General features: G+C 57.8%; 15 protein-coding genes. 7 read left to right on the top strand and 8 right to left on the bottom strand.

The annotated features are described in order from the left end of the window. Positions 1 to 168 precede the first annotated feature (168 nt). The gene (locus RUE5091_RS19660) at positions 169 to 762 is read right to left on the bottom strand and encodes a hypothetical protein (protein ID WP_058283634.1); all 594 of its coding nucleotides are present in this window, start codon (positions 760 to 762) and stop codon (positions 169 to 171) included. 98 nt (positions 763 to 860) lie between these two features. After that, positions 861 to 3,209, bottom strand: coding sequence for a DNA topoisomerase IV subunit A (gene parC, locus RUE5091_RS19655; RefSeq protein WP_058283633.1), 2,349 nt, complete (start codon positions 3,207 to 3,209; stop codon positions 861 to 863). A 202-nt stretch (positions 3,210 to 3,411) separates the two neighbouring features. On the opposite strand from parC, the gene RUE5091_RS19650 reads away from it, so the two are divergent. The 6 genes from RUE5091_RS19650 (at position 3,412) to RUE5091_RS19625 (ending at position 7,642) form a co-directional block, all read left to right on the top strand. After that, a complete protein-coding gene (locus RUE5091_RS19650) occupies positions 3,412 to 4,020 on the top strand; it encodes an SH3 domain-containing protein (protein WP_243470823.1) in 609 nt (202 codons plus the stop codon). 87 nt (positions 4,021 to 4,107) lie between these two features. Then, a complete protein-coding gene (locus tag RUE5091_RS19645; protein WP_058283631.1) occupies positions 4,108 to 4,935 on the top strand; it encodes an SDR family NAD(P)-dependent oxidoreductase in 828 nt (275 codons plus the stop codon). Between the two features lie 80 nt (positions 4,936 to 5,015). Beyond that, positions 5,016 to 5,219, top strand: coding sequence for a twin transmembrane helix small protein (locus RUE5091_RS19640; RefSeq protein ID WP_058283630.1), 204 nt, complete (start codon positions 5,016 to 5,018; stop codon positions 5,217 to 5,219). Continuing rightward, positions 5,220 to 5,792 carry a cob(I)yrinic acid a,c-diamide adenosyltransferase gene (locus RUE5091_RS19635; protein ID WP_058283629.1) on the top strand — a complete coding sequence of 191 codons (573 nt, stop codon included), beginning with the start codon at positions 5,220 to 5,222 and terminating at the stop codon, positions 5,790 to 5,792. Between the two features lie 162 nt (positions 5,793 to 5,954). Next, entirely contained in the window at positions 5,955 to 6,713 is a 759-nt protein-coding gene (locus tag RUE5091_RS19630) for an electron transfer flavoprotein subunit beta/FixA family protein (protein WP_058283628.1), read from the top strand. Then, positions 6,713 to 7,642 (top strand): electron transfer flavoprotein subunit alpha/FixB family protein, encoded by a 930-nt coding sequence (locus tag RUE5091_RS19625; RefSeq protein ID WP_058283627.1) that lies wholly within the window; start codon positions 6,713 to 6,715, stop codon positions 7,640 to 7,642. Before RUE5091_RS19630 ends, RUE5091_RS19625 begins: the two co-directional genes overlap by 1 nt. Before the next feature lie 59 nt (positions 7,643 to 7,701). Here RUE5091_RS19625 and RUE5091_RS19620 read toward each other — a convergent pair whose 3' ends face one another. Then, the gene (locus tag RUE5091_RS19620) at positions 7,702 to 8,523 is read right to left on the bottom strand and encodes a DUF6473 family protein (RefSeq protein ID WP_243470822.1); all 822 of its coding nucleotides are present in this window, start codon (positions 8,521 to 8,523) and stop codon (positions 7,702 to 7,704) included. Positions 8,524 to 8,686: 163 nt separating this feature from the next. Between RUE5091_RS19620 and RUE5091_RS19615 the strand changes: the two genes are divergently transcribed. Further along, positions 8,687 to 9,562 carry a 3-hydroxybutyryl-CoA dehydrogenase gene (locus RUE5091_RS19615; protein WP_058283625.1) on the top strand — a complete coding sequence of 292 codons (876 nt, stop codon included), beginning with the start codon at positions 8,687 to 8,689 and terminating at the stop codon, positions 9,560 to 9,562. A 58-nt stretch (positions 9,563 to 9,620) separates the two neighbouring features. Here the strand turns inward: RUE5091_RS19615 and RUE5091_RS19610 are convergent, their stop codons facing one another. Genes RUE5091_RS19610 through RUE5091_RS19590 form a run of 5 tightly spaced genes read right to left on the bottom strand, consistent with a single transcriptional unit; the run spans position 9,621 to position 12,584 of the window. Further along, the gene (locus RUE5091_RS19610) at positions 9,621 to 10,520 is read right to left on the bottom strand and encodes a lysophospholipid acyltransferase family protein (RefSeq protein ID WP_058283624.1); all 900 of its coding nucleotides are present in this window, start codon (positions 10,518 to 10,520) and stop codon (positions 9,621 to 9,623) included. 39 nt (positions 10,521 to 10,559) lie between these two features. Next, positions 10,560 to 10,829 (bottom strand): HPr family phosphocarrier protein, encoded by a 270-nt coding sequence (locus RUE5091_RS19605; protein ID WP_058283623.1) that lies wholly within the window; start codon positions 10,827 to 10,829, stop codon positions 10,560 to 10,562. Positions 10,830 to 10,831: 2 nt separating this feature from the next. Further along, positions 10,832 to 11,239 (bottom strand): PTS sugar transporter subunit IIA, encoded by a 408-nt coding sequence (locus RUE5091_RS19600; protein ID WP_058283622.1) that lies wholly within the window; start codon positions 11,237 to 11,239, stop codon positions 10,832 to 10,834. Further along, a complete protein-coding gene (gene rapZ / locus RUE5091_RS19595; RefSeq protein ID WP_058283621.1) occupies positions 11,236 to 12,129 on the bottom strand; it encodes an RNase adapter RapZ in 894 nt (297 codons plus the stop codon). Before rapZ ends, RUE5091_RS19600 begins: the two co-directional genes overlap by 4 nt. After that, entirely contained in the window at positions 12,114 to 12,584 is a 471-nt protein-coding gene (locus RUE5091_RS19590; RefSeq protein WP_058283620.1) for an HPr kinase/phosphorylase, read from the bottom strand. The genes rapZ and RUE5091_RS19590 overlap by 16 nt, the downstream gene beginning before the upstream one ends.

Raw genomic sequence — 12,584 nt, 5'->3', positions numbered from 1 at the left:
CAATCGTGCCGATGTTGACGTGCGGCTTATTACGCTCAAACTTTTCCTTTGCCATTCCTCAGGCGCCCTTTTGCGATTTGGGGGACCCTTGGTCCCGTGGTTACATCTCCGCGCGCGAGATATTTGGTTCAAAGGGGAAAATCAAGCACATCCTGCGTTAAAAGAAGGTTAAGACGCCGGATTTTGCGTGAGGTCGCTGGAATCGAGCGGTTGGATAAGGTCCGGGCGGCGATCAAACCAGCCATTGTCCTTGTGTTCTTCGGCCAGCCATTCCTCGACTCTGTCTGCGACTTTCAGAGCCAAACCGCTCATTTGTTCTTCCTTGGTGCGCGAATGCCCCGATCCGGCCAAGGCACTTTCCCCAGTCGTATCTTCGAGAACCTGGAACTGTTTACCCTTGGCAAGGAACTCTTTTTTGTTCACGTCATACACGTTGACCAACACGATCGCGGTGCTTTTGGGATTGTAGATCACCGGTATGCCCGGGGGGGCTAGCATATATCCTTCAAGGCTGATGCCGATGTCATATTCCTGCACTCCCTCATAGCGACCCAGCCGGATATCGACAGCATTCTGAATAGCCGCAGTCCATTCATCCGACGTAGCATCACGGCTGACCGGCCCCTGCACAGCCTTGTCGGCAAAGGCATAGTTGACCCGCAGTTTAAATTCGCCCAGCGATTCAGGTTCTTCATAAACCTGCGTTTGCGTGCAGGCGCCCATTAGGGCCAGTCCGGTGATCAAAGTCAGAATGCGCAGCATGATTTCGTCTCGATAGGCCTGTTTTTCTTTGGTCTAGCGCACCGATACGGTCTGTGCCAAGCAGTATCGGTGAAATTCTACCTGCACCTGCTGCGCAATCACTCGAATTTATAGTTGCGCGGGAAGCCATAGGGCGGCTTTTTCCCGACACTGGCGCGTTTGGCCAGCCATTGGGACATATCGGCCTCGTGCCGCGTTTTGTCACCGCCCATAGACCATTTCAGGCCCTCTTCCCAGTTGAACGTGGTCAGGTCGGACAGGCCGCCATCCAGCTCAAGCGTGCCCTGACGGCCACGTGCCATGTTGTACTTCTGAAGGCGCACGCCCTTGCCACGGGTCATCTCGGGCAATTCCTCAGAAGGGAAGACCAGGAATTTACCGTTCTGGGATACCACCGCCACGTGATCGCCATCGACCGGCTTGCAGATCATTGCGGTCTCATCGCCCTTAACGTTCAGCACCTGTTTGCCGTTGCGGGTCTGGGCCAGCACCTCATCCTCGGGCACCATAAAGCCGTTGCCCGCATCTGAGGCCACCAGCAGTTTGCGCCCCGGCTTGTGGATCAGGATGTCAATGATCTGTGCTTCGTTCGGCAAGTCGACCATCAGGCGCAGGGGTTCACCCATGCCTCGTCCGCCGGGCAGGTTGGCCGCGCTGACCGTGTAGAATCGCCCGTTCGACGCAAAAACGAGCAGTCGGTCAGTAGTTTCAGCGTGGAAAATGAAACGCGGGCCGTCGCCGTCCTTGAACTTCAGCTCTCGTTTCAGGTCGATATGGCCGGTCATGGCACGGATCCAGCCCATCTGAGAACAGACGACCGTAATCGGTTCTTTGTCGATCATCGCCTCAAGCGGGACCTCTTCGACCTGTCCAGCCTCAGCGAATTGCGTACGGCGGGCGCCGCCTTCGTAGTCCTTGCCGAAGGTCTTCTTGGTCTCTTTCAACTGCTCGGCAATCTTGGCCCATTGCAAGCCCGGATCAGCTAGCAGGTCTTCGAGGTTGGCGCGCTCCAACATCAACTCGTCACGCTCGCGGACCAGTTCCATCTCTTCCAGACGGCGCAGGCTGCGCAGGCGCATGTTGAGGATGGCGTCGACCTGAACCTCGGACAGTTCGCCCTCGCCCGGCTTGGGCGAGATATAGTCGGCCTCATCGGTCGCACGGACATGGGTAATACCCCAATCCTCGCGCATCAACGCGGCTTTGGGGTCGTCGTCGTAGCGGATGATGTCGATCACACGGTCGAGGTTCAGGAAGGCAACTATAAAGCCTTCCAAGACCTCCAACCGATGGTCGATCTTCGCCATGCGGTGACGCGACCGGCGCAGCAGCACCTCTTGCCGGTGATCGAGGAAGGCGCGCAGCACTTCCTTCATCGAGCAAACCTTGGGCGTCACCCCGTCGATCAGCACGTTCATGTTCAGACTGAACCGCACCTCAAGGTCCGAGTTGCGGTAGAGCATACCCATCAGCACTTCAGGGTCCACGTTCTTGGAACGCGGTTCAAGGATCAGGCGGATGTCATCGGCGGATTCGTCGCGCACATCGGCGAGGATAGGGATTTTCTTGGTCTGGATCAGCTCAGCGATCTTTTCGATCAGCTTGGATTTCTGAACCTGATACGGAATCTCGGTGACCACGATCTGCCACTGGCCGCGGCCCAGATCTTCGACTTCGAACTTGCAGCGCAGTCGGAAGGACCCACGCCCGGTGCGATAGGCCTGCGCGATGTTTTCGGCAGGCTCGACGATCACGCCACCGGTCGGAAAGTCCGGGCCAGGGACGTAGTTCAACAACGTGTCGTCGCGCGCATCCGGTACTTTGATCAGATGCAGACAGGCATCACACAGCTCGGCAATGTTGTGCGGCGGGATATTTGTCGCCATGCCCACCGCGATCCCGCTGGACCCATTGGCCAACAGGTTCGGAAACTGCGCGGGCAACACGACCGGTTCGGTCAGCGTGCCATCATAGTTGTCGCGGAAATCAACGGCGTCTTCGTTCAGACCTTCCAGCAGCGCTTCGGCCACGATGGTCATCCGCGCCTCGGTGTATCGCGAGGCCGCCGGGTTATCGCCGTCGATATTGCCAAAGTTCCCCTGCCCGTCGACCAGCGGGTAGCGGACGTTGAAATCCTGCGCCAGACGCGCCATCGCATCATAGATCGCAGCGTCGCCATGGGGGTGATAGTTACCCATCACGTCGCCCGAGATTTTCGCTGACTTTCGAAAGCCGCCCGTCGCACTGAGTCGCAGTTCGCGCATCGCGTACAGGATTCGCCGGTGAACCGGCTTCAGTCCGTCACGTGCATCAGGCAGCGCCCGGTGCATGATGGTGGACAGCGCATAGGTCAGATAGCGCTCGCCGATCGCGCGGCGCAGCGGTTCAGCTATCTCGCCCCCGTTGTCAGGGGCCTCCATGTTGGGGTCGTCGATCGTATCCGTCATACATGATGTGATACGCCGCAAGCGCGGCTGGGTAAAGCAAGCAACATGTATTTAGCTGGGGACAAGTGGCGCTTTTTGCAACAGGGGGAGGCAACCCCCCGATTTCCCCCGTTTTTCGACTCGTCCCCTGAAATATGTTAGTCTGACTGAATTAGACTGCTGCCTATTTCTTGTTTCTTGCGATTGACCCGGGGGATGCGCCATGACGCGCCTTATTGTTTTTACTTTCGCTGCACTTGGCTGGTGCTTTTACGTTATGAGCGACGGGCCGGATTTTGAGCCCCGTGGTCTGCGAGCCGAAAATCCAGTTCGTATCGCCTCCAACCCGACTCCTTCCGTCGCACCTGCCCGGGCCGAAGAGCTTGTGACCAATGTCGCAACCCGCGTGCAGGTTGCGCCCGTTCAGCCTGAACCCACTGTAGAGGAAGTGGTTGAAATCGTAGCGGAAGATGCAAGCCTTTCAACGTTCTCGGCTCTGTCGGTGTTCGAAGATCAAAGCGCAAATATCACGCTCGCCTCGCTTGAGGACGGCGTGGCAGGCCTGCGCCAGGTCACAGAAGACGTGCTGGAAGACGTGGCCGAAACACCGGCCATCACCGAACCCGAAAAGGACATACGCGAGATTTCGGGAACCCGTGTGAACATGCGCGATGGACCCGGTACGATTTATCCAATCGTCGGTAAGGCAACCATCGGCCAGAAGGTCGAGGTGCTGAGCGAATCCGGGACCGGTTGGTTGCGCCTGCGCGTGTTGCCACAGCAACAGATCGGATGGGTTTCGGCTTCACTGGTGCGAAAAACCTCGAACTGACGCAGTCGTGTCATTGTCCTGACCTGAACCTCGCCATAGCTATAGCTATAGCTATAGCTATAGATCAGGTTCAGATTCAGGAAGATCATGCAAAAGACTATTCTTATCACCGGTTGTTCCTCGGGCATTGGTCTGGATGCCGCACATGGCATGCGGGCCCGGGGCTGGCGGGTGTTTGCATCCTGTCGTCAGCAGCGCGATTGCGACCGGCTGCGCACCCAGGGGTTTGAAAGCCCCCGCATTGACTACACTGACGCAGACACCATTACCTCGGGGCTGGCCTCAGTGCTCGACGCCACAGGGGGCACGCTGGACGCTCTGTTCAACAATGGCGCACATGGCCTGCCCGGTGCAGTCGAGGATCTACCCACAGACGGCCTGCGCGAAATATTCGAGGCCAATTTCTTTGGCTGGCATGAGCTGACCCGGCAGGTGATTCCAGCCATGCGGGCCCAGGGGCACGGGCGAATCGTACAGAACTCATCGGTTTTGGGGCTGGTGGCCTATCCTTGGCGCGGCGCATATGTAGCCACGAAATACGCGGTTGAAGGATTAACTGACACGCTCCGCCTGGAACTGGCCGATACCGACATCAAAGTTATCCTGATCGAACCTGGCCCAATCACCTCGAAAATCCGTGAAAACTCCATTCCCTTTTTTGAAAAGTTCATCAACTGGCAGAACTCGGCCCTGCGCGAGCGGTACGAGTCTTCGCTATTGAAAAGACTGTACGAATCCTCGGGGCCAGACCGGTTCGAACTGCCCGCTTCAGCCGTGACCGACAAGCTGGCCCACGCGGTCGAATCGAAACGCCCACGTCCTCGGTACTATGTGACGACGCCGACCTATATCGCCGGATACCTGCGCCGCATTCTGCCGACCCGCACCATCGACCGCATCCTGACGGACGTCTGAGGCAATATTACCCGTTCGCTTTTCACTCTCACGGGGCTAGATGATAGCCCAAGGAAACAAAAAACGCGGACGGTGTACCCATGGACCTTTTGATGGTCGTTCTTCTGTTGGCCATGGCGGCTGTTGTCGTCGTGCTCGCTATTGGCATCTCGAATTTTGGCAAAAGCGGGAAGGCCGCCGCAATGAAAAGCAACAAGATGATGCGCCTGCGCATCCTGTTTCAGTTCATAGCCGTGGTGCTGATCGTGCTCTACGTTTGGCTTCGTGGACAAGGAGCCCAGTAAATGGTTGTTCTGAACAAGATCTACACCCGAACCGGCGATGACGGCAAAACCGCTTTGGGCAATGGCGAACGCGTTGCTAAATATTCCGGTCGCGTCGCCGCCTATGGCACCGTGGACGAGTTGAACGCTTTTGTCGGTGTGGCCAGAACCGAGGCAGAGGGCGATGTCGAAGCCGCCTTGTCTCGTATCCAGAATGACCTGTTCGATCTGGGTGCTGATTTCTGCCGCCCCGACATGGAAAAAGATGCCGAGGCCGACTATCCCCCGCTACGTGTCGTTCCCGCCCAGATCGACCGGCTGGAGGCGGAAATAGACGTTATGAACGAAACACTGGAACCGCTGCGCAGTTTCATTCTGCCGGGCGGGTCGCGGCTGGCTGCACATCTACATGTGTGCCGCACCGTTTCGCGCCGGGCCGAGCGGTTGGCAGTTGAGCTGACCAACATGGAGCCGGTGAATGAAGTTGCGGTGAAATACCTCAATCGCCTCAGCGACTGGTTCTTTGTCGCCGCGCGTTGCGCCAACGAAAACGGTACTCAGGATGTGCTGTGGGTGCCGGGAGCAAACCGCTAAGTCGCGGGTCGTAGCGTCAAAAAACACGAAACGCGACGTCCCAAACCCATGACGTGACGATTTTGCTCTGTTGCAGGGCGAATTCAGGCGCTATTCAATCCCCCGAGAGCATTGGTGGAGTCGCAAAGCGGCTTACCGTTTTTTGTGAGGAGCAAGCGCAAAATGAAGGTACTCGTGCCTGTCAAACGCGTGATTGACTATAATGTGAAGGTCCGGGTTAAAGCGGACGGTAGCGGTGTCGATCTCGCCAATGTCAAAATGTCGATGAACCCGTTCGACGAGATCGCGGTGGAAGAAGCGATCCGCCTGAAAGAATCGGGTAAGGCTGACGAAGTTGTTGCCGTTTCGATCGGCGTCAAGCAAAGCCAGGAAACCCTGCGCACCGCGTTGGCCATGGGCGCCGACCGCGCGATCCTGGTTGTTGCCGCCGACGACGTGCACACCGATATCGAGCCGCTGGCCGTTGCGAAGATCCTGGCCAAAGTGGTCGAGGAAGAGCAGCCAGGCATCGTACTGGCGGGTAAACAGGCCATCGACAACGACATGAACGCCACCGGCCAGATGTTGTCAGCCCTGCTGGGCTGGTCGCAAGGCACCTTCGCGTCCGAGCTGGACATCGAAGGCGACAGCGCCAAGATCACCCGCGAGGTGGACGGCGGTCTGCAGACTATCAGCGTCAAGATGCCAACAATCGTCACCGTCGACCTGCGCCTGAACGAGCCGCGCTATGCGTCGCTGCCCAACATCATGAAGGCCAAGAAAAAGCCGCTGGATGAGAAAACCGCCGCCGATTACGGCGTCGATGTCACGCCGCGCCTTGAGGTCGTCAAAACCGATGAGCCGCCGGCACGGGCCGCAGGCATCATCGTGGGCTCGGTCGACGAGCTGATCGGGAAACTCAAAGAAGCGGGGGCTGTGTAATGGCTGTTCTTCTTCTCGCCGAAGTTAACAATGGTGAGCTGTCGCTGGACGCCACCGCCAAGGCCGTCAACGCCGCAAAGGCACTGGGCGACATTACCGTTCTGGCCGCTGGCGGTTCCGCCGCTGCTGCTGGAGAAGCCGCTGCCAAGATCGACGGTGTGTCCAAGGTTCTGGTTGCCGAAGACGACTCGTTGGGCCACCGCCTGGCGGAATCGACCGCCGCGCTGATCGTGTCGCTGGCCGACGGGTATGAGCACATCGTGGCCCCTGCCACCACCGACGCCAAGAACGTGATGCCGCGTGTGGCAGCCCTTCTGGACGTGATGGTGATCTCGGATGCATCCGGCGTGGTTGACGGCTCGACCTTCGAGCGTCCGATCTATGCGGGCAACGCAATCCAGACCGTGAAATCGAGCGACGCCAAGAAGGTCGTCACCCTGCGGACCGCCAGCTTTGACGCGGCGGGCGAAGGCGGCGCGGCCCCGGTCGAGACCGTCTCGGTTCCGGGCTCCGAAGGCCTGTCGTCATGGGTTGAGGACAAAGTGGCCGAGAGCGACCGTCCGGAATTGACCTCGGCTGGTGTTGTTGTCTCGGGCGGCCGTGGTGTCGGCTCGGAAGAGGATTTCAAGCTGATCGAAGGTCTAGCGGACAAGCTGGGCGCGGCGGTTGGTGCCTCGCGCGCGGCTGTTGACTCGGGTTATGCGCCGAACGACTGGCAGGTGGGTCAGACCGGTAAGGTTGTCGCCCCCGATCTGTATGTCGCGGTCGGCATCTCGGGCGCGATCCAGCATCTGGCGGGCATGAAGGACTCGAAAGTCATCGTCGCGATCAACAAAGACGAAGAAGCACCGATCTTCCAGGTCGCCGACTTCGGACTGGTCGCAGACCTTTTCCAGGCCGTGCCAGAGCTGACTGAAAAACTCGGCTGATCCCAGTATAAGGATTTACGTCGAAAAATCTTGGAAGGCCCGCCATTGGCGGGCCTTTTTCAATGCAGGTTCCGAATTGGTCCAATCAACGCATCTGCAATGGATCTATGTGCCGCCGGGCCTATCATGTGTTCAGCCATCGGTTGTTGCAATGTGCCGAACAACATGTCCTCAAGCTCATCAGATTGCCCGGACACATAGGCCGTAGTTTTTACCCAATCCGCGCATAAGGGACGCACTGCCTCTAGCATTTCAGGTGTGACTACGACTGGCGTTCTTTCATCCAAGTGCTCGCATTCGTTTAGGGTCAGCACCTCCAGCCCCAACAATAGGACCGGTACTTCCAGCCTGCGCAGCAGATCGCTGATTTGCCGAACCCAGCTGCGGCGTAGCTCTTCAACCACAACCTCAATGCGTGCGTCCTGATACGCCTGTAAACACTGCATCAGATGGCCCACAAAATGAACGTCGGCAAAATCAACCTCGGGGTAGAGGTCAATCAGGTCCTGAGACGGCGCGAGTACCCGATCATTGCGCCGAGGGTGAACCCGATAGAAGTGATTCGACTGACTCAGAATCCCGGGCGCCTGCAAAACGCACAGCTGGGCCTGGTTCAGTAACGAGAAAAGACCCTTGTCGCTGCACAACGCCTCGACCCCGCAAAACAGACTCCCCAGATTTAGGCAACGCTGGCCCAGCCTGTCTTCGAGAATCGCTGCATAAGGACGATCAACAAATCGCCCATAGGTCTCATCCCCGCCGACACAGGCCATGTAAGCCGTGTCCAAAGACCTTTCAGGTCCCCGAAACCAAAGACGCGACTGGCCGTATTGACATACGGCATGCTCGGCCCGCGCCGAGCCTGTTTGATGATAGCTCATAACACTCACCCATTTTTCACCCGGTTGCCATCTTGCAGCCGCATGTCTTGAGAAATTCCTAATGTGCGCATTTGAAGCAAATTCGTTGGGTTCGATCCCCTTGCCGCCCCTACCGATCTGCCGGTACTGTCCCCTCAACCCCGAGACACAGAGGCATCAGAACATGGACGTAAAATCAGTCGGAGTGATCGGCGCAGGCCAGATGGGCAATGGTATCGCGCACGTCTTGGCCCTGGCGGAGTATGACGTTCTGCTGACTGACGTGAACCAGGATGCACTAGAGGCCGCTGTAGCCGCAATCGAAGGCAACATGACACGCCAGGCCTCGCGCGGGAAAATCACAGATGAGGCGATGCAGGCCGCGCTGAAGCGAATTAGTACTACGCTGTCACTGCCTGAACTGGGGCAGACGGATCTGGTGATCGAGGCCGCCACCGAACGCGAGGCGATCAAGCAGGCGATTTTCGAAGATCTGCAACCGCATCTGCAGCCGCATACGATTCTGACATCGAACACGTCGTCAATTTCGATCACCCGACTGGCCAGCCGCACAGATCGGCCCGAACGGTTCATGGGCTTTCACTTCATGAACCCCGTACCTGTGATGCAGCTGGTCGAGCTGATCCGCGGTATTGCCACGGACGAAGAGACCTTCGCCTCCTGCAAAACCGTGGTGGATCGCCTGGGCAAAACCGCTGCCAGCGCCGAGGACTTTCCCGCCTTCATCGTGAACCGAATTCTGATGCCGATGATCAACGAAGCAGTCTACACGCTGTACGAAGGCGTAGGGAACGTACAGTCCATCGACCAATCCATGAAGCTGGGCGCAAACCATCCGATGGGGCCGTTGGAATTGGCCGATTTCATCGGGCTGGACACGTGTCTGGCGATCATGAACGTACTGCATGACGGCTTGGCCGACACCAAGTATCGCCCATGCCCCTTGCTGACCAAATATGTCGAAGCCGGATGGTTGGGTCGCAAAACTGAACGCGGGTTTTATGATTACCGAGGCGAAGTTCCCGTTCCGACGCGTTAAGGCAGAGGGGGCCGGCCCCCTCACCCCCGAAGTATTTTAGGTCAGATGAAAAAGCGGATCAGCGTTTGAGCGTTTTGCCCAGCGACATCGTGTGCTCTCGGAGCCAGGCCATAAAGCCACGCGGGTCGCGTTCCAGCATTTGCATGTCATCGTCCGAGATCGGATCGCCGATGACCGGAGATTGCGGTTTGTTGCACGACCGCACGATCTCGTGCAGCAAAAGACCCTGCCGGAGAATCGCAGACAGTTTGTTCGCAATCTGATAGGCGCGCGAGTTGCTGCCCGGGAAATAGATCGGCACCACGCGGGCACCGGACCGGCGGATCATCTTCGCAGTGAACACATTCCATTCTCGCTCTTGTGCCGGGCCGAACCAATCGTCCGATGACATCACTACCCCGGACGGGAACAGAGCAACAACGCCGCCGTCTTTCAGGTGGTCCATCGACTTGCTGCGCATTTCGAGCATCTTGGTCTGCGCTTCGGGATCATGCGGGAACGGCACCGGGATCATGAACGATGTTGCTGCCTCGTCCAACCCGGTCAGAACAGATCGGGTCAGGATGCGGTAGTCGCTGCGCACCTGACCGATCAGTTCAGCCAGGATCATGCCATCGACCATCCCATGCGGGTGGTTCGCGACCACGACAACTGGGCCTTCTTTGGGAATACGTGCAAGTTGTTCTTGCGGAGTCGTCAGGGTGATGCCCATAGTTTTGAGTGCGCCGCCCCAGAACCGTTGTCCGCGATAATACTCGTTTTTCTTCTCGAACTTGTTGACCATACGCAAAATGGTCAGCTTGCCAGTGCACCATTCGATGGTGCGAATGGCAGTCGACGTCCAGACATCATCGAACGAGTTCGCATAGGTCAGGGTTCTACGATCGTAGATTTCGCCCTGGTCCTCGGTCTCATCTATCACCGGGCCTGTCTTGGTCTCGTGCGTCGTTTCCGCCAATTCCTGGTCTTCCCGTTCTTCGTCGCGTGGTGGATAAGGTCAGAAACCTTCCCCGAACTTGTCGTTCACCAAAGTTTCCAACGCATCAGCCAACGCCTCAGCATCCGGTCCGGACGTTTCGACGTCAATAGTCGTTCCGCGCGAGGCTGCCAACATCAAAAGGCCCATTATACTGTCACCCGATGCAGAAAAACCGTCTTTGGACACTTCCACCCGCGCATCGAAGCCCTCGACCACCTCAACCAGCTTGGCCGAGGCGCGGGCATGTAAACCTTTTTCGTTAATGATTTTTAGGCTTCGATTGGTCATTCTTAATCTGTCCGGTCTTCTTCTAATGTAATGTTTTGCGCATTGATATATTTGCGTCCAGCCTCCATCGCCTGCCGTACAGCATCCGCAATGGGCAGGTGGCGGGTTTTGGCCAATTTGATCAACATAGGCAGATTTGCACCGTAGAGGATACGTCGATCCTGCGGCGCGCACGCCCGCAGGCTTAGATTCGACGGGCTGCCCCCAAACAGATCAGTCACCACCACAACCCCGTCCCCGACATCGACACTGTCGGCGGCCTCACAGATTTCCGCCTGCTTTGCCGTACGGTCATGATCAGCCTCGATCGAAATTGCGATCAAGCCGGGCTGCTTTCCGACCACATGCTGCATTGCGGCCAGATATTCCTTGGCCAACCCACCATGCGCTACGAGTACGATCCCGATCAATCCGGCCTCACATTCAACGAACGACGTTCCATTTCGCGGTGCCTAATTGCCACTTGCTGCCCCTCCTCTGCAAGGGCCTTTGCAACCGCTTCGGCCATTGCCACCGATCTGTGTTGCCCTCCGGTACAGCCAAAGGCCACGGATAGGTGCGCTTTGCCTTCGGCTCGGAAGGTTGGAAGCAAAAGTTTCAGCAGGTCCACCACCCGGTTGAAAAACGGTGCGTAGTTCATATCGGACTGAACATAGCGCGCGACATCAAGGTTTCGACCATCTTCCGCGCGTAATTCCGGGCGCCAGTACGGATTGGCCAGAAACCGGCAATCAAACACCATGTCCAACCCGCGCGGCAGGCCGCGCTTATACGAGAAGGATTCGATCGACACGGCCAGATGCCGTCCGTCCTTGGGGGCAAACCAGCGCTCGACCTCTTCGCGTAGTTGGTGGATGTTCAGCGGAGTGGTGTCGATCAGCGTATCAGCAATTTCACGGATCGGAGCCAGCAGTTCCTTTTCTTGCCGCACACCGGTTTCCGGGCCAGCATCGGTGGCCACAGGGTGCCGGCGCCGGGTTTCCGAGAAACGCCGCAATAACACGTCATCGCTGCAATCAAGGTAAAGCGTCGTCAGGTCGACCTGCTCCATTCTCCGCAGCCCAACGGCCAATTCAATAAACCCGGTGGTCGAGAAATCGCGGTTTCGGGCGTCGATGCCCAGCGCCATGGGACGATCGCTTTGCGGACCGTCCAGTAGACGCATCAGCAAGCCCATAGGCAGGTTGTCGATGGCTTCAAAACCCAAATCTTCAAGAACACGGATCGCCGTGGAACGCCCCGCGCCCGAGGGGCCGGTTACCAGAACGATGCGCCGTTGAGAGGTCAAGTGCTGGGCCATTCCGGGTCCACGCGTCCCATTTTCAAAACTTGCAAGAGTGCTGCCGCCAAATTGGGGACACCTGCCGCCCGAAGCAAGGTAACAGTTTGCCTCAAGACCACAGCGGTTTCAGGCTCAGGTAAACGGGATGGTTTGCTTAGATCAAGATCTACCACATAGCGGATCGGAGTTGCCCCCGCAGCCTGTGCACGAAGCAAGCCGATGCCCCGTGCCTCGATCAACCCGCCCAGGTTAAGAGCGGCATCGGCCACAGCCTCTTCGCCCTGCATGGACAGGGCAACCCGGTCGTCAGCGACCAAAGTTGCGCCCAGCGCCATCATCTGCAAGGCCAGCGCAGATTTGCCCGACCCAGACTGCCCCAGGATCAACACGCCCTGCCCTTCGACCGCAACACATGTTGCGTGGAGGATAGCCTGGTCCTGTTGTTGGATGTCCAAGAGGGTCTGGCCGCCCAT

The organism is Ruegeria denitrificans, assembly GCF_001458295.1.
Taxonomy (GTDB): domain Bacteria; phylum Pseudomonadota; class Alphaproteobacteria; order Rhodobacterales; family Rhodobacteraceae; genus Ruegeria; species Ruegeria denitrificans.
The sequence above is the reverse complement of the archived record's forward strand: the minus strand, read 5'-3'. Positions and strand labels throughout refer to the sequence as shown.

Bases quoted from the DNA above. Each gene is read 5' to 3' on its own strand.
- RUE5091_RS19660 (WP_058283634.1), bottom strand. From the start codon at position 762: ATGCTGCGCATTCTGACTTTGATCACCGGACTGGCCCTAATGGGCGCC.
- parC (WP_058283633.1), bottom strand. From the start codon at position 3,209: ATGACGGATACGATCGACGACCCCAACATGGAGGCCCCTGACAACGGG.
- RUE5091_RS19650 (WP_243470823.1), top strand. From the start codon at position 3,412: ATGACGCGCCTTATTGTTTTTACTTTCGCTGCACTTGGCTGGTGCTTT.
- RUE5091_RS19645 (WP_058283631.1), top strand. From the start codon at position 4,108: ATGCAAAAGACTATTCTTATCACCGGTTGTTCCTCGGGCATTGGTCTG.
- RUE5091_RS19640 (WP_058283630.1), top strand. From the start codon at position 5,016: ATGGACCTTTTGATGGTCGTTCTTCTGTTGGCCATGGCGGCTGTTGTC.
- RUE5091_RS19635 (WP_058283629.1), top strand. From the start codon at position 5,220: ATGGTTGTTCTGAACAAGATCTACACCCGAACCGGCGATGACGGCAAA.
- RUE5091_RS19630 (WP_058283628.1), top strand. From the start codon at position 5,955: ATGAAGGTACTCGTGCCTGTCAAACGCGTGATTGACTATAATGTGAAG.
- RUE5091_RS19625 (WP_058283627.1), top strand. From the start codon at position 6,713: ATGGCTGTTCTTCTTCTCGCCGAAGTTAACAATGGTGAGCTGTCGCTG.
- RUE5091_RS19620 (WP_243470822.1), bottom strand. From the start codon at position 8,523: ATGAGCTATCATCAAACAGGCTCGGCGCGGGCCGAGCATGCCGTATGT.
- RUE5091_RS19615 (WP_058283625.1), top strand. From the start codon at position 8,687: ATGGACGTAAAATCAGTCGGAGTGATCGGCGCAGGCCAGATGGGCAAT.
- RUE5091_RS19605 (WP_058283623.1), bottom strand. From the start codon at position 10,829: ATGACCAATCGAAGCCTAAAAATCATTAACGAAAAAGGTTTACATGCC.
- rapZ (WP_058283621.1), bottom strand. From the start codon at position 12,129: ATGGCCCAGCACTTGACCTCTCAACGGCGCATCGTTCTGGTAACCGGC.
- RUE5091_RS19590 (WP_058283620.1), bottom strand. From the start codon at position 12,584: ATGGGCGGCCAGACCCTCTTGGACATCCAACAACAGGACCAGGCTATC.